Here is a 15,974-nt window from a genome sequence, read left to right on the forward strand (position 1 = left end):
CGCTCCTACAAGCGATGAGCAGTGCTAAGCCAGCACCTCGTAGCGGCGCACGATCCAGGACAGCTCATACAGCAGCGCGGCCACCGCGAAGCTGCCGTGGTAGGCGGGCCGGCGGGTGGCGATGGCGCCGATGCAGGCGACCACGTACGCCGCATTGCGGAACCAGTATTCGCCGCCCAACTGGTGCAGATATCCGGCCCCTTTGATGGCGGTGTCGCCGAGATCCACGACGAACATCACCGCCAGCAGGCCGAAGAACCAGTGCCGGCGCGTGTAGAAATAATCGCGGTAGTCCTGATAGTCGTCCACGCTTTCGGGAAATATCAGCGCGCACAGCAGGTACAGCAGCAATGCGTACAGGGTGACGAAGAAATACAGATTGAAATCCCAATGCGCCTGATGCGCCAGGCGGAACTCCCACCACCAGAAATGCAGCAGGTAAATGAACATGAAAAGCGCCCATGCCAGATGCACCCAGTAGACCCTGCGCGCCTTGGGCCGTTCGACGATCTTGGCCAGATTGCGCAACAGATGGGTCAATCCCAGGCCGACGATCATCCCCAGCAGGATGCGGACGTGGACGTAGAGGGTGGCCATCGATGAGGGATCGGGGGCGTGCTGCATCGTCGGCTCCGAGCTGGACAAGGCGTCGGCAAGGCTAGAGCATTTTCGTATCGGCTGCTCGGAACCGGTAACCGGTAACCGACAGCGGCGGGCGGAAAGCGGGAGCATTTGATATCGGATGTCTGTTCGAATCGACAATCCGGCCTCATCCCGGGCGCAGGGCCGGGATGACGATTCTGTCGCGACTGGGGCGCAAGGGTTCTGCCGGCCCATGGGGCGGCTCCCCGGCGGCACGCAGCTTGCCCAATACGGGCAGGCGGTGTCTGATAGCGCAAATCCCAGGGAGACGGCCATGACCACTGCATACGATTTTTCCGCCACGGACATCGACGGTTCGGAGCGTCCGCTGTCCGACTATCGGGGCAAGGCGTTGCTCATCGTCAACGTCGCATCCAAGTGCGGCTTCACTCCGCAATACGCCGGTCTGGAGCAGCTGTGGCGCGATTACCAGGACCGCGGCCTGGTGGTGCTGGGGTTTCCCTGCGACCAGTTCGGGCATCAGGAGCCGGGCGACGAAGCCGAGATCCGCAGTTTCTGCTCGCTGAATTATGACGTCAGCTTTCCGATGTTCGCCAAGATCGAGGTCAATGGCGACGGCACCCATCCGCTGTGGCAGTGGTTGAAGCAGCAGAAGAGCGGGCTGTTGGGTATTTCCGCCATCAAATGGAATTTCAGCAAGTTCCTGATTGGTCGCGACGGCAAGGTGATCAAGCGTTACGCCCCAACCGACAAGCCCGAATCGCTGGCCGGCGATATCGAAAAGGTGCTGGGATCATGAAGAACCTGCGAACACCAATGCCCGGGTAGGAGCGGCCTTTTCGCGGGATCTTTCGCTGTTCGGGTGCTGTTGAGAGGCCCGCGCCGGGGACGGCGTTCCCACGCCGACTATGGCGAATCGAAGACGCCTACTTCTCGACGAATGCGCGCTCGAAGACGTAGTGGCCGGGCGTGCCGATGCGCGGTGCGGCGACAAAGCCGCGGCCATCCAGCAGCACCCGGAAATCGGCCAGCATCTGCGGGCTGCCGCAGATCATCGCGCGGTCGCGTTCGGCATCCAGCGGTTCGATGCCCAGCGTGCGCATCATTTCGCCGCTGGCCATCAGATCGGTCAACCGGCCGTGGTTGCGGAAGGCGTGCCGGGTCACCGCCGGGTAATAGAGCAGCTTCTGGCGAATGACCTCGCCCAGGAACTCGTGCTGCGGCAGTTCCTTCTCGAAATAATCGCGATAGGCCAGATCGGCTTCGTTGCGCACACCATGGGTCAGGATGACGCGTTCGAAGCGCTCGTAGGTTTCCGGGTCCTTGATGATCGACAGCCACGGCGCCAGGCCGGTGCCGGTACCCAGCAGGTACAGGTTGCGGCCGGGATGCAGATCGCTGATCAGCAGCGTGCCGGTGGGCTTGCGACCAATCAGGATGCTGTCGCCGGGCTGGATGTGCTGCAGGCGCGAGGTCAGCGGGCCGTCGGGCACCTTGATGCTGAAGAACTCCAGTTGCTCTTCCCAGTTGGCGCTGGCGATCGAATACGCGCGCATCAGCGGCTTGGTTTCGGTCTGCAATCCGATCATCACGAACTGCCCGTTGTCGAAACGGAAGCCGTCGTCGCGGGTGGTGGTGAAGCTGAAGTAGTCGTCGGTCCAGTGGCGGACGTCCAGCACCGTCTCGGTGCCAAAAGCGGATGACATGGGGAGGAGCGCATCGGGTCGAGTCAGTCGCGTATTGTAGCCCACTGCCGCAGGCCGGCCTTGATCCTGCTCAATGCGTCCGACCGCGCCGCGACGACGGTTCGATCGCATGATGACCAACGCGCCGCAGCGCGTCCGGATGCGAACAAGATGGCTGCGCGCGGCCAACCGGCAGGTGCTCGCGATTCACCCGTGCCGGCACGGCTCCTGCGAGAGCTGCACAAAAGAAAAAGAGCGCCGGAGCGCTCTTTTTCTGTGCCGGTATCAACCGTGCTGGCCGCCGCCGCGCGGACCGCGGTTGCCGCCGCCGGGGCGGCCGCCCGGCCCGCGGGGGCCACGCGGACCGGTGTGCTGCGGCCGGTTGCCGCCGCCCGGGCGGCCCTGCGGCCGCGGACCGCGCGGTTGGCCGTACGGGCTGAAACCGGGGTTGGCGTGGTCGGAGGGAAAGCTGGGGGCATTGCCGGGATGGCCGTAGGGCTTTGCGCTGCGCTGTTGTCCCTGCGCGCCGCGCGGGCCGCGTTCGGCGTTGAAGCCGCTGCGGTCATTGCCGAAGCGATCGCCGCCGAAACCGCCGCCGCCCTGGCCGCGTTCGCCATAGGGCGAGCCGGTGCGTTTGGCGCCTGCCCCGGGGCGGCCGCCCGGCTTGCCGCCATAGGGCTTTTTGGGGCCTTGCGGGCCGGCATTGCGGTGGCCGCTGGGGCCGGTGTCCACGCCTTCGGGCACATACCAGCTGCGGAACGCGGCCGGATTGCCATCGGGCAGCGGCTTGGGGCCCTTGGCGGGGCGCGACTTGAACGGTTTCTGCGACTGCTTGGCCGCCGCTTCGCCGCTGACGGTCAGGCCGCCATGGGGCTTCTTGCCGCGGCCACGGCCACGGTCTTCGCGCACATGATCGAAACGGCGCAGTTCGCGCCCTTCGTCGGCGACGTTGTGGCCGTTGACGTAAGCCTGGCTGCGGCCGTCGCGGGAAACATGCACGGTCGCCTTGGCGGCCTTGCGCTGGCCGATGACCGGCTGCAGCGTCAGCGCGGCCGGCGCGCCGTCTTCCAGGCCCAGTTCCTTGCGCAGCGCTTCGACCTGCGCATCCGACAGTTCCTGCGACTGGCCGCGCAGCAGCGGCTGCGGCAGCGCGACCTTGCCGTAGCGGGTGCGCTTGAGCCGGCTGACCTGGCAGCCCTGCGATTCCCACAGGCGGCGCACTTCGCGGTTACGGCCTTCCTTGACCACCACGCGGAACCAGTCATGCGAATCGGTGCCGCCGATGCGCTCGACCTCGTCGAACTTGGCCGGGCCGTCTTCCAGCGCCACGCCGCGGCGCAGCCGGTCGACCAGATTGTCCGGTACGGTTTCCTGGCCTTCCGGCGCGCGCACGCGCACCACGTATTCGCGTTCGACCTCGTAGGACGGATGCATCATCGCATTGGCCAGCTCGCCGTCGGTGGTCAGCAGCAGCAGGCCGGTGGTGTTGATGTCCAGGCGGCCGATGGCGATCCAGCGCGCGCCCTTCAAGGCCGGCAGCGCTTCGAAAATGGTCGGGCGGCCTTCGGGATCTTCGCGCGTGGTCACTTCGCCTTCGGGTTTGTTGTAGATCAGCACGCGCGACGGTTCGGTCAGCGCGCTGGCGACAAAGGTCTTGCCATCGAGCTCGATGCGGTCGCCGCCCTTGACCGACATGCCGGTCTGCGCGACTTCGCCGTTGACCTTGACCAGGCCATCGGCGATGCGCTGTTCCAGCGCGCGCCGCGAGCCCAGGCCGGCCTGCGCCAGCACCTTGTGCAGGCGCTCTTCCAGCCTGGCGGTGGTTTCGCCGCCATCGGCGCCATCGCGCTTGAGCGAGAGTTTGTTACGGGGGGTAGTGCTCATTGATTCTGCTCCGACGGTGCCCGGCTTTCCTCATCGGAATCGGCGGCGTCGTCATCTTGGGTGGGGTTGTCTTGGTGGGGGGCGCCGGCCGGTTCGCCGGTATCGTTTGGCTGGCCGTCATCGCCGGCAACGTCTTCGGCGCCGGCGGTGGAGGTGCTGTGCCGGAGGTCGTCTTCCTGCTGTCCGTCGGCGAGGCTGTCGTCGGCGACCTGCGGGTTGGCGCTGTCGTCGCCGGCATCGCCGCTTTCGTCTGCGGAGGCTCCAGCGTCCGCCCGGTCTTCCGTACCGGCGCCGGCGTCTTCGGCGGGGCCATCGCCGGAGGCGATGCTGATCGGCAGCGGCGCGTCATCCAGTTGCAGCTGCGGTTCCAGTTCGCCGATGTCCTTGAGTTCGGACAGCGGCGGCAGTTCGTCCAGCCGCTTGAGGCCGAAATAGTCCAGGAAGCCCTTGGTGGTGCCGAATAGCGCCGGTTTGCCGGGCACGTCGCGGTGGCCGACCACGCGGATCCATTCGCGCTCTTCCAGCGCCTGGATGATGTTGCTGCTGACCGCCACGCCGCGAACCTGTTCGATCTCGCCGCGGGTGATGGGCTGGCGATAGGCGATCAGCGCCAGCGTTTCCAGCGTGGCGCGGGTGTACTTGGTCTTGCGTTCGGTCCAAAGGCGGGCGACCCAGGCGTGCACGTCGGCCTTGACCTGGTAGCGGAAGCCGGACGCCACCTCGACCAGCTCCACGCCGCGGTCGGCGCAGGCTTCGCGCAGCTGTTCCAGCGCCTGTTCGACGCTGCCGGGCGGAGCGGGCTGTTCTTCGGGGAACAACCCATGCAGTTGCGCCAGTGTCAGCGGCTGGGTGGCCGCCAGCAGGGCGGCTTCGACAATGCGATTGATCAACGCTTGATCCATGCGGAAGTGGCTTGCGGATGCGGTTGCGGTAGGAAGGGTCAGACTTCGTCGTTGGCGGCGTCGCCATCGTCGAACTCGCTGGAGAACTGCAGCGGCTCGTTGGTGTTGTTCAGCGCCAGCGACTTGACGTAGATGGGCGCCAGGGGAGCTTCCTGGACGATGTCCAGCAACTGCTCCTTGGCCAGTTCCAGCATGGCCAAAAAGGTCACCAGCACGCCCAGCTTGCCTTCCTCGGCGGTGAACATCGACTCGAAGCGGTGGAACCGGCCGTCTTCCAGCCGGGTCAGCACATCGCCCATGCGCTGGCGCACGCTGAGCGCTTCGCGCTTGATGGCGTGGCCGGTGTACAGCTCGGCCCGCTTTAGCACGTCGTACAGCGCCAGCAGCATCTCGCGCAGTTCCACCGGCGGCGGCAGTTTTACCGAGGCGCGGTCCGGCACATGCGCCTGCACCGGCGTGGTGTCGCGGTCCTGGCGGGGCAGGGCATCCAGGTCTTCGGCGGCCTGCTTGAAGCGTTCGTATTCCTGCAGGCGGCGGACCAGTTCGGCGCGCGGGTCGCCTTCCTCGCCTTCCTCGGTCACCGGCCGCGGCAGCAGCATCCGCGACTTGATCTCGGCCAGGATGGCGGCCATGACCAGGTATTCGGCCGCCAGCTCGAACCGCAGCTCCTGCATCACATTGATGTAGTTCACGTACTGGCGGGTGATTTCCGCCACCGGAATGTCCAGGATGTCCAGGTTCTGCCGGCGGATCAGGTACAGCAGCAGATCCAGCGGGCCTTCGAAGGCATCCAGGATGACTTCCAGCGCATCCGGGGGAATATACAGATCCTGCGGGATCTGCAGCACCGGCTGCCCATGCACCACCGCCAGCGGCATTTCCTGCTGCTGGGGGGACTGGCGCTGGGTTTGTGGATTCGCGTCTTGCGCGAGGTCGGAGCTCATCAAAAGAAAGCCGTAGTGCTACTCAAGCCGTAGGTGGCAGGCGTCACGCGGTGGGGGCGTCGCGTTTCCGGCACTGCACGAAATCTGCGCCGCCATTGCGAACGCATTCCCTGTACATCAACAAGCAAGCACGCCGCAGAAGTCGTTGCGGCGGCAGACAGCGGGAGGTGGTCGGGCCCGGGCGGTGTGGGGCAGCGAATCGGTCGTCGTGAAGGGCGGCGGGCGGGCCGGTTCGGGACGGGCCGCTGCTTCCGGCCGTGCAACGGGACAAAGAGTAAGCGCTGACGCGCGCGCTGTCCAGCACCCGGCGGGCGGGAGGGGCACGTACAATTCAGGCCCCGCCGCCATCAGCAATGGAGAACGCCGGATGTGGTACGCCATCGAAGGCTATGACGCCCCCGACGCCCTGCCCAGGCGGCTGGCGGCAAGGCCGCAGCATCTGGCGCGATTGACCGCGTTGCGCGACCAGGGACGGCTGTTGCTGGCCGGCCCATGTCCGGCCATCGATGCCGAAGACCCGGGACCGGCCGGTTACAGCGGCAGCATCGTGATTGCCGAATTCGATTCGCTGGAGGCCGCCCGGGCCTGGGCCGAGGCCGATCCATATGCCGTCGCCGGCGCGTACGCGCGGGTGGAGGTGCGGCCTTTCCGGCGGGTATTGCCGTGAGCCGGGTCGAACGCATCCGTGCCGCGCTCCAGGACGCCTTCGCCCCGTCCCGGCTGGAGGTCGTGGACGACAGCCACCGCCATGCCGGCCACGCCGGAGCCCGTGACGGGCGCGGACATTTCAACGTCGAAATCGTCAGCCAGGCCTTCGCCGGCCTGTCGACGCTGGCCCGGCACCGGCGGGTCTATGCCGCACTTGGGGACATGATGACCACCGACATCCATGCCCTGTCGATACAGGCCATGACGCCGGACGAGGCCAGGTAGGACCGCCGCTGTCCTGCTGGTCCGGGATGCTGCGTCGCAGCAGCCATTTCGACCCCGGAAGGCTTTCAAGTCATTAATTATTAAGGATTTTCTGGCGCAATGCCGGTTGGCTTTACAGAGCGTTATGAAAACGTTTACAGTCCGCGCCACCAGAGCAGTCACAGCCGCGGAGGGCGGTAGATGGCGCGAACCGCAGTCACCATCAAGGATGTTGCCCGTGAGGCCCGGGTTTCCGTGGCCACGGTGTCGCGCGCGCTGAACGGCCACGACAATGTCGCCGAGGCGGTCCGCCAGCATGTGATTGCCACCGCCGACCGTCTGCGCTACCAGCCGCATGCGGCCGCCCGCAGCCTCAGCAGCCGGCGCACCCAGACCATCGGCGTGGTGCTGCCGGACCTGTATGGGGAGTTCTTTTCCGAACTGATCCGCGGCATCGACCAGGTCGCCCGCGCGCACCGCCAGCACCTGCTGGTCTCCAGCTACCACGGCCTGCCGGAAGAGCAGGGCGAGGCGCTACGCGCGATGCGCGGGCGGGTGGACGGCCTGCTGGTGCTGTCGCCGTACTCCGAACGTCCGGGGTTTCTGACCGACAACCTGCCGTCGTCGCTGCCGGCCGTGCTGATCAACACCAATCTGCCGGGCACCGATTACCCGGTGCTGAGCATCGACAACTATGGCGGTGCGGTGGCGATGATGGAACATCTGATTGCGGCCGGGCACCGGCGCATCGCCTTCATTTGCGGCCCGGAAAACAATTTCGATGCGCGCGAACGCCTACGCGGCTATCGCGACGCATTGAAGAAGGGATTGCCGGATGCCGCGCCCTGGGAGTTGCCGGGCGATTTCGACGAAGCTTCCGGCTACGAAGCGGCAAGGCGCATCCTGCAGGCCGAGGAGCGTCCGGATGCGGTTTTCGCCGCCAACGACATGATGGCGCTCGGCTGTCTTTACGCCTTCAACCAGGCCGGCCTGCGGGTGCCGGCCGATATCGCCCTGGCCGGTTTCGACGACATTCCGCTGGCGCGTTTCGTTCACCCCACCTTGACCACGATGAAGGTCAATATTGCCGGATTGGGTGGCGGAGCCATGCAATGCCTCCTGCACTCGATCGATGCCAGGGACTCCACGCCGGCGGCGTCGCAGACCCTGGTCCCCGAGCTGATGGTCCGCGATTCCAGCGTACCGCCGCCGCGGAAACCGGAACCCACGAAAAAGTAGATGCGCCGATGAGGCGCCGTGTTTTTGTCCTTGGATGTAAACGATTACATAACTGGCCACACCGACTTGTATCCCTTGGGAGGGAAATGTCATGAAGCAATCGCGTAACCGGATTCACCGGCCGAACCGCAAGCTGCTGACTTGCGCACTGGCCAGTTGCCTGGCGCTGGCCGCACCGTCGGTGCTGGCCCAGTCCACCGCCGCGACCATCCGCGGCCAGGTGATGGCCGATTCCGCACCCGCCACCGATGCGCGGGTGACGGCCACCAACATCAATACCGGTTTGACCAGGAGCGTGCAGGCCAACGCCAATGGCGGCTATTCGCTGGGCGGCCTGCCGCCGGGCAGCTACCGGATTGACGTCACCGCGGCCGGCCAGACCACCAGCAGGACGGTGACCGTCGCGGTCGGCCAGACCGCGACGCTGAACCTTGGCGTGGGCGGAGTGGCGGAAACGGCGGCGCCGGGCGCGACGACGGATCTTGAGACGGTGAGGGTGACGGCGGATCAACTTGTCGAGACCAGAACTTCTGAAGTTGCCACCTATATTTCGCAGAAGCAGATTGAAGCCCTGCCCCAGGGCACTCGGAACTTCCTAGCCTTTGCCGATACGGTGCCTGGCATGCAGTTCACACAGGGCTCGGATGGTTCTACACGCCTGCGTTCTGGTGCGCAAAGCGCGAACGGCATCAATGTCTTCATCGATGGCGTGGGACAGAAGAACTACGTCCTGCCTGGCGGCATCAGCGGCCAGGACTCCACGCGCGGCAATCCTTTTCCGCAGTCGGCCATTGGCGAGTACAAGGTCATTACGTCGAACTACAAGGCAGAGTACGACCAGCTCAGCAGCGCGGCCATTACCGCCGTGACTCGTTCAGGCAGCAATGAATTCGGTGGCAGCTTCTTCTGGGACAGGACGTCGACCGATTGGCGGCAGCCGTTAGAAAGCGGCGAGAATCCGGAGTTCAAGGAGGAACAGTATGGCGCTTCTTTCGAGGGGCCCATCATCCGTGATCGGCTGCAGTTCTTCCTGGCCTACGAGGCCAAGGAGTACGTTCAACCGCGTGCTGTTGTTCCGGGGCAGGGTTATGCCAGCCGAGTGAGCGAGTTGCCTGATTTCCTGCAACCATTGGTCGGCACCTTCAGCGCTCCATTCAAACAGGACATGTATTTCGGCAAGCTGACCTGGACGCCGGGGGACTCCCATCTGGTCGAGTTGAGCGCGAAAGTGCGCGAGGAAACGGAGTTCAGCAACTTTGATGGCACGCGCACAGCCATGTACGGAAGCAACAAGGACAACGAAGATACCCGCATCGACCTGCGCTACCAATTCAGCGGCGGCCGGTTCCTGAACGATCTGCATGTCACCTACGAAGACGCCTCCTGGCAGCCTCGCGCAGCGAACATCGGGCCGGGATATGTGCTGACCACAGCCGATCAGAATCAAGTGATCTTGGAGGCCGGAGGCGGGCCGGACTACCAAGACAAGGGTCAGAAGGGCCTGGGCTTTCAGAACGACCTGACCTGGAACGCATTCGAATGGGCAGGCAGCCACATCATAAAAATGGGGTTCAAGTTCAAAGATGTGGAAATCACATCGCTGGAGCAAAATCCCTATAACGCTCAATACCGCTACGATATCAATCAGGATGTTGAAATCCCCTATCAGGTGAGGTTTGGAGCGCCGTTGGCAGGAATAGGGACCGGCAGCGTCACGACCCAAGGCAAGCAATGGGGTCTGTACATACAGGATGATTGGGAAGTCAACGACAAGTTGACCCTCAATCTCGGTCTGCGCTGGGATTATGAAACCAATCCCAGCTATACCGACTACGTGACGCCGGATGACTTCGCCACGGCGCTGAGGAACTGGGAGAACATCAATGCGCCGGGGTCCGGGATCAATATCGAGGACTACATCTCCAATGGTTCCAATCGCAGCGATTTCAAGGATGCCTGGCAGCCGCGTGTCGGTTTTTCCTATGATCTGAACGCAGATCAGCGCCACGTCATATTCGGCGGTGCAGGACGCGCTTACGACCGGAATCTCTTCAGCCAATTGGCGCTTGAGACGGTGAAACATTCGTTCCCGGCTTACAACTATTCGTTCAATACTAGCGGCCATGAATGCGACACCTCGCAGCCGACTTGCCTGGAGTGGGATTCCAGCTACTACGACCCCGCAGTGCTGGCTGCACTGGTGGCCGACAACCCCAATCTGGGCGGGGAGCGCTACGTGATGCACAACGACATCAAGACGCCTTACTCCGACCAGTTCAGCTTGGGTATGAGGAACGCGTTGGGAGACTGGGTCAGTGAAGTCACGCTGTCCAGAATCGAAAGCCATGATGGTCTTGTGTTCTTCCTTGGCAATCGCCGCCCTGGAGGGGACTTCTTTGCGCCAGGCACCACTTGGGGGCCGCCATGGGACGATGCTGCCTTCGGCGTGCCTGGCTTTGGACGCTTGATCATCGGAACCAATGGTCTGGAGACCAAGGCCAACTCCGTGTCCCTGAAGATGGACAAGCCTTACACCGCGACCTCCGGATGGGGCGTCACGCTTGCCTACACTTTCACCGATGCCGAACAGAACGCCAACACGACTTCCGGTGGGGCATTCGACTACCCGGACCTTTCCGGGTTTGGCTGGCTGGCGTCCACTGGCGTTCCTGAGCACAGGTTCGTGGCCACGGGCATCTACGATGCCTTCTGGGGAATTACGTTATCCGGCAAGCTGGTGCTTGCTTCACCGAGTCCGCGCCAAGGCACCAACTGCCTGCTGGGCTGGAACGACTGTTTCATCGACTACTACACGCCTGATGGGACGATTGGCTTCAAGCAACTGGATCTGGCAGCGACCAAAACGTGGGATACCGGTACGGATCTCAGCTTCTATGTCCGGGCCGACGTACTGAACGTTTTCGATTGGGTCAACTATGACGGCAGGGACGATTGGTTTGGCGCTCCGGGCGAGCCGAACGCCAATCTCGGCAAACCTACCAGCCAGTTTGCAACGACCCGTACTTTCAAACTTTCATTCGGATTCAACTGGTAACGGCGATAGTGCCGGCTGCCGCGGAGCGGCCGGCTTTTCCAAGCAGCGGATGACAACGTTTCCTCCAAAGGTTCCCGATTTTGAAGAACTCATCTCATACGACCGTATTCGCATGGCTCGCAATCGGAATGCTGTCGGTCGCATTGACGGCCTGCAAGAAGCAGGAAGAGCCGGCCAGGGCGCCGGTTGCCAAGCAGGCGCCTGCGCCGGCAGCGGAGCCCGGGCAGGCCGATGAGCAGCCCAAGCCGCCGGTCAAGCAGGAACTGCCGCCGTTGTTCCGCGATATCGAGCGGCGGACTTTCCAGTTCTTCTGGGACACCAGCAACGAGGTCAACGGGCTGACGCCGGATCGCTATCCGTCGCGGCCGTTCGCCAGCATCGCGTCGGTGGGCTATGCGTTGACCGCTTATCCGATAGGCATCGAGAACGGCTGGGTTAGCCGCACCCAGGCGGTGGACCGCACGCTCACCACCTTGAAATTCTTCCGCCAGCTGCCGCAGGGGCCGCAGCGCGAAGGCAAGGGGGGCTACCACGGCTTCTACTATCATTTTCTCGACATGCGCGATGGTCACCGCTACGACAGCTGGGTGGAGCTTTCCAGCATCGATACCGCGCTGCTGATGATGGGCGTGCTGTTCGCGCAGTCCTATTACGACCGCGACGACCCGCGCGAGAAGGAGATCCGCGAGCTGGCCGAACAACTGTACCGGCGCGTGGAATGGCCCTGGCTGCAGGTCAACAAGCCGTTGATATCGATGGGCTGGTTTCCGGAAAGCGGGTTCATCCCGCACGACTGGATGGGCTACAACGAGGCAATGCTGCTGTACATCCTGGCGATGGGATCGCCGACCTATCCTGTCAGTCCGGACGCGTGGCAGGTATGGACGCGCACCTACAACGATTTCTGGGGCGTCTACCAGGGACAGGAATACCTCACCTTCGGCCCGCATTTCGGCCATCAGTACAGCCATGTGTGGATCGATTTCAGGGGCATCCAGGACGACTACATGCGCGAACGCGGCATCGACTATTTCGAGAACAGCCGCCGCGCCACCTACGCGCAACGCAACTACGCCATCGAGAATCCGATGAAATGGAAGGACTATGGCGAAAACATATGGGGGCTGACCGCAAGCGATGGTCCGCAACAGACGCTGCAGGACTACGAAGGCGAACAGCGGACGTTCCGCCATTATTCCGCGCGCGGAGCCGGCTTCCGCGAAAACTTCGACGATGGCACCATCGCGCCGACCGCGGCGATCGCTTCGTTGCCGTTCGCGCCGGAGATCGTCATTCCGGCGACCGAGGAAATGCACAACCGCTTTGGCGAGTACCTGTATTCCAGCTATGGCTTCCTGGATTCGTTCAACCGCAGTTTCGACTACGACATTCCGTTGAAGACCGGGCGGCTGGTGCCGGATAACGGCTGGGTGTCCAGCGACTACATCGGCATCGATCAGGGGCCGATTCTGGCGATGATCACCAACTACCGCAACGAGTTCGTCTGGAACGTGATGAAGGAAAATCCGCATATCCGGCGCGGCCTGGAACGGGCGGGCTTCAAGGGCGGCTGGCTGACGCCGCCGGGCGAGCCCGTGGAGCTGTCTCCGGCGGACCCGGACGCGGCGGCGGCGCGCGCGCTGGGTACGGCCGAATCGCGCGGCACCAGCAGTCCGCCACCCAGACCGCAGCCGCAGAACTGACAAGCGCATGTTGCCGAATTTCCTTCGCGGAACGCTTTCGCTTGCCGGCCGCGGCAGTAGCCGGTACGGCGGCTGGAAGCTGCTGCTCCTGTTGCTGGCGGCATCCCTGGCGGCGTCCTGCGGCAGGCAACCGCAGCAGCGGGAAACGGTGACCTTCTGGGTGATGGGCTACGAAGGCGAAATCGTCGCCCGGCTGATTCCCGAGTTCGAACGGCAGCATCCGCATATCAAGGTGAATCTGCAGAAGCTGCCGGTGCTGTCGGCGCACGAGAAGTTGCTGACCGCATTCGCCGGCGATTCGCTGCCGGACGTCACGCCGCTGGGCAATACCTGGATTCCGGAGTTCGCGCTGCTGGGCGCGCTGGATCCGCTGGACGAGCGCATCGCTGCCAGTCCGGGGTTCGATGCTGCCGACTATTACCGCGGTCCCTGGGACACCGGGGTGATCGACGGCGTCACCTATGCGGTGCCGTGGTATGTGGAAACGCGGCTGCCGTTCTACCGTACCGACATCCTGCGCAAGGCCGGCGTGGACACGCTGCCGCAAAGCTGGGAGCAGTGGCGGGTGGCGATGGCCGCGATCAAGCGCGAGGTCGGCCCGGACAACTACGCCATCCTGCTGCCGCTCAACGAGTTCGAGCCGCTGTTGAGCCTGGCTATCCAGCAACCGGAGCCGCTGCTGCGCGAGGACGGCCGCTACGGCAATTTCCGCAGCGACGGTTTCAAGCGGACGCTGGGCTTCTACAAGGAAATGTTCGACCAGCAATGGGCGCCGGTGCTGACCAACAACCAGATTTCCAATGTCTGGGACGAATTCGGCAAGGGCTTCTATTCGTTCTATATCTCCGGGCCGTGGAACATCGCCAAGTTCAAGGAGCGTCTGCCGGCCCGGCAGCAGAACGACTGGATGACGATGCCGTTGCCGGGCCCGGATGGGCCGGGAGCCTCGTTGGCCAATGGCACCAGTTTTGTCGTGTTCAAGGATTCCAAGCGCAAGGATGCGGCATGGGCGCTGATCCGCTACCTGTCTCTGCCGGAAACCCAGGCGCGGTTTCATGCGCTGAGCGGCAATCTGCCGCCGCGGCGTTCGCCATGGGAAACGCCGGCGCTGGCCAATGACCCTCACGCGCGGGCATTCCGCGACCAGCTCGAGCGCGCCCGGCCCACGCCCAAGGTGCCGGAGTGGGAACGCATCGCCACCGAGATGCGGCTGGTAGGCGAGGCGCTGGCCAACGGCCGCATCGACGTGGAGGCCGCCGCCGCAGAGCTGGACCGGCGCGCGGACCGCATCCTGGAAAAGCGGCGCTGGATGCTGGATCAGGCGCAGGCTGCGGGAGCCGCGCGATGAGGCCCGGTACCGCCGGCTGGCTGTTCGCCGCACCGGCACTGACCGTGATCGTGGTGTTCTTCGGCTTGCCGGTGTTGGCGGCGCTGGCGCTGAGCCTGACCGACTTCGACATCTACGCGTTGGCCGACATCGGCAATCTGCGCTTTGTCGGCCTGGGCAACTACGCAACGCTGCTGCAGACGCCGCTGTTCTGGAAGTCGCTGGGCAATACGCTGTATTTCGTGCTGGTCGGGGTGCCGTTGTCGGTGGCCCTGTCGTTGGGCGCGGCGCTGCTGCTGCATTCCAAACTGGGGCGGCTCAAGGGTTTCTTCCGCACCGCTTTCTTTGCGCCGGTGGTGACCACGGTGGTGGCGGTGGCGGTGATCTGGCGCTATCTGTTCCATACCCGCTACGGTCTGGTGAACTGGGGGCTGTCCTCGGTCGGCATCGATCCGATCGACTGGTTGGGCGACCCGGCCTGGGCCATGCCGACCATCATCCTGTTCGCGGTGTGGAAGAACTTCGGCTACAACATGATCATTTTCCTGGCCGGGTTGCAGAGCATTCCGGAGGACCTGTACGAAGCCGCGCGCATCGATGGCGCTTCGCGCTGGGCGCAGTTCCGCCACGTCACCTTGCCGATGCTGGGGCCGGTATTGCTGCTGGTCGGTATCCTCACCATGGCCGGTTATTTCCAGCTGTTCGCCGAGCCATATGTGATGACGCAGGGCGGTCCGCTGGAAAGCACCAAGAGCGTGCTGTACCTGATGTACGAGGAAGGCTTCAAGTGGTGGAACCTGGGCAACGCGTCGGCGGTGGCGTTCATGCTGTTCGTGCTGATGGTCGGGGTCACCAGCGGCCTGCTGTGGTTCGCGCGCAGGCGGGGGGTGGAATGAAGCCGCGCCTTGCCACGGTGGCGGTCAATACGCTGCTGGCGCTGCTGGCCATCGTCAGCCTGGGACCGCTGTTGTGGATGCTGTCGGTGTCCTTCATGCAGACCGGCGAAGCCGGGCATTTCCCGCCGCCGCTGGTGCCGGCCGATGCGACCCTCCACAATTACCGCGAACTGTTCGTGCGCGCCGGCATGGGCCGCTACCTGCTCAACAGCCTGCTGATCGCCAGTTGCGTGACGGTGCTGTCGCTGCTGTTCAACACGATGGCCGGCTATGCGTTCGCCAAGCTGCGTTTCCGTGGACGCGACCGCACCTTCCGCGCGTTGCTGGCGGCGCTGGTGATTCCGGCGCAGGTGGCGATGATGCCGCTGTTCCTGCTGCTCAAGCAGATGGGACTGGTCAACACCTATGCCGGCGCCATCATTCCCGGCATGGCGGCAATCTTCGGCATCTTTCTGGTGCGCCAGTACGCGCGCTCGATTCCTGACGAGCTGCTGGAAGCCGCGCGTATCGACGGCGCCGGCGAATGGCGGATTTTCTTCCAGATCGTGCTGCCGGGGCTGAAGCCCATCCTGGTCACGCTGGCCATCTTCAGCTTTCTGGCCGCATGGAACGATTTCATGTGGCCGCTGATCATCCTCAGCGACGACGCGATGCAGACGCTGCCGGTGGCGCTGGCGTCGCTGTCGCGCGAGCATGTGATGGATTACGAGTTGATGATGGCCGGCGCGGTGGTGACGGTGCTGCCGGTGTTGCTGCTGTTCCTGTTGCTGCAGCGCTACTACATCCAGGGCCTGCTGCTGGGAAGCGTCAAGGGGTGAGCGCAC

The 15,974-nt window shown here is 64.0% G+C and carries 14 protein-coding genes; 9 read left to right on the forward strand and 5 right to left on the reverse strand.

Annotated elements, in window-relative coordinates; genetic code table 11:
- Nucleotides 1–24 precede the first annotated feature (24 nt).
- On the reverse strand, nucleotides 25–624 hold the full coding sequence (locus CRO39_RS02240) for a hypothetical protein (protein WP_141400683.1): 600 nt from the start codon (nucleotides 622–624) through the stop codon (nucleotides 25–27).
- Between the two features lie 292 nt (nucleotides 625–916).
- Between CRO39_RS02240 and CRO39_RS02245 the strand changes: the two genes are divergently transcribed.
- On the forward strand, nucleotides 917–1,402 hold the full coding sequence (locus tag CRO39_RS02245) for a glutathione peroxidase (RefSeq protein ID WP_097120226.1): 486 nt from the start codon (nucleotides 917–919) through the stop codon (nucleotides 1,400–1,402).
- 127 nt (nucleotides 1,403–1,529) lie between these two features.
- On the opposite strand, the gene CRO39_RS02250 is transcribed toward CRO39_RS02245, so the two are convergent.
- From CRO39_RS02250 to CRO39_RS02265, 4 genes are all read right to left on the reverse strand, one after another.
- On the reverse strand, nucleotides 1,530–2,309 hold the full coding sequence (locus CRO39_RS02250) for a ferredoxin--NADP reductase (RefSeq protein ID WP_097120227.1): 780 nt from the start codon (nucleotides 2,307–2,309) through the stop codon (nucleotides 1,530–1,532).
- A 264-nt stretch (nucleotides 2,310–2,573) separates the two neighbouring features.
- The gene (locus CRO39_RS02255; protein ID WP_097120228.1) at nucleotides 2,574–4,172 is read right to left on the reverse strand and encodes a pseudouridine synthase; all 1,599 of its coding nucleotides are present in this window, start codon (nucleotides 4,170–4,172) and stop codon (nucleotides 2,574–2,576) included.
- On the reverse strand, nucleotides 4,169–5,074 hold the full coding sequence (scpB, locus tag CRO39_RS21135) for an SMC-Scp complex subunit ScpB (RefSeq protein WP_244904248.1): 906 nt from the start codon (nucleotides 5,072–5,074) through the stop codon (nucleotides 4,169–4,171). Before scpB ends, CRO39_RS02255 begins: the two co-directional genes overlap by 4 nt.
- Before the next feature lie 38 nt (nucleotides 5,075–5,112).
- Nucleotides 5,113–6,018 carry a segregation and condensation protein A gene (locus tag CRO39_RS02265; protein ID WP_097120229.1) on the reverse strand — a complete coding sequence of 302 codons (906 nt, stop codon included), beginning with the start codon at nucleotides 6,016–6,018 and terminating at the stop codon, nucleotides 5,113–5,115.
- 367 nt (nucleotides 6,019–6,385) lie between these two features.
- Between CRO39_RS02265 and CRO39_RS02270 the strand changes: the two genes are divergently transcribed.
- From CRO39_RS02270 to CRO39_RS02305, 8 genes are all read left to right on the forward strand, one after another.
- Nucleotides 6,386–6,685 carry a YciI family protein gene (locus CRO39_RS02270; protein ID WP_097120230.1) on the forward strand — a complete coding sequence of 100 codons (300 nt, stop codon included), beginning with the start codon at nucleotides 6,386–6,388 and terminating at the stop codon, nucleotides 6,683–6,685.
- Nucleotides 6,682–6,951, forward strand: coding sequence for a BolA family protein (locus CRO39_RS02275; RefSeq protein ID WP_097120231.1), 270 nt, complete (start codon nucleotides 6,682–6,684; stop codon nucleotides 6,949–6,951). The genes CRO39_RS02270 and CRO39_RS02275 overlap by 4 nt, the downstream gene beginning before the upstream one ends.
- A gap of 180 nt (nucleotides 6,952–7,131) precedes the next feature.
- The gene (locus tag CRO39_RS02280; RefSeq protein ID WP_097120232.1) at nucleotides 7,132–8,169 is read left to right on the forward strand and encodes a LacI family DNA-binding transcriptional regulator; all 1,038 of its coding nucleotides are present in this window, start codon (nucleotides 7,132–7,134) and stop codon (nucleotides 8,167–8,169) included.
- 91 nt (nucleotides 8,170–8,260) lie between these two features.
- Nucleotides 8,261–11,224 carry a TonB-dependent receptor gene (locus CRO39_RS02285; RefSeq protein WP_097120233.1) on the forward strand — a complete coding sequence of 988 codons (2,964 nt, stop codon included), beginning with the start codon at nucleotides 8,261–8,263 and terminating at the stop codon, nucleotides 11,222–11,224.
- A 128-nt stretch (nucleotides 11,225–11,352) separates the two neighbouring features.
- Nucleotides 11,353–12,927 carry a glucoamylase family protein gene (locus CRO39_RS02290; protein WP_097120234.1) on the forward strand — a complete coding sequence of 525 codons (1,575 nt, stop codon included), beginning with the start codon at nucleotides 11,353–11,355 and terminating at the stop codon, nucleotides 12,925–12,927.
- Between the two features lie 7 nt (nucleotides 12,928–12,934).
- Nucleotides 12,935–14,275: a sugar ABC transporter substrate-binding protein gene (locus CRO39_RS02295; RefSeq protein WP_097120235.1), complete on the forward strand. Its 1,341-nt coding sequence runs from the start codon at nucleotides 12,935–12,937 to the stop codon at nucleotides 14,273–14,275.
- Nucleotides 14,272–15,150, forward strand: a complete 879-nt coding sequence (locus CRO39_RS02300; RefSeq protein WP_097120236.1) for a carbohydrate ABC transporter permease — start codon at nucleotides 14,272–14,274, stop codon at nucleotides 15,148–15,150. Before CRO39_RS02295 ends, CRO39_RS02300 begins: the two co-directional genes overlap by 4 nt.
- Entirely contained in the window at nucleotides 15,147–15,968 is an 822-nt protein-coding gene (locus CRO39_RS02305; RefSeq protein ID WP_097120237.1) for a carbohydrate ABC transporter permease, read from the forward strand. Before CRO39_RS02300 ends, CRO39_RS02305 begins: the two co-directional genes overlap by 4 nt.
- Nucleotides 15,969–15,974 lie beyond the last annotated feature (6 nt).

It is taken from the genome of Pseudoxanthomonas wuyuanensis (genome assembly GCF_900215535.1).
Classification (GTDB): Bacteria; Pseudomonadota; Gammaproteobacteria; order Xanthomonadales; family Xanthomonadaceae; genus Pseudoxanthomonas_A; species Pseudoxanthomonas_A wuyuanensis.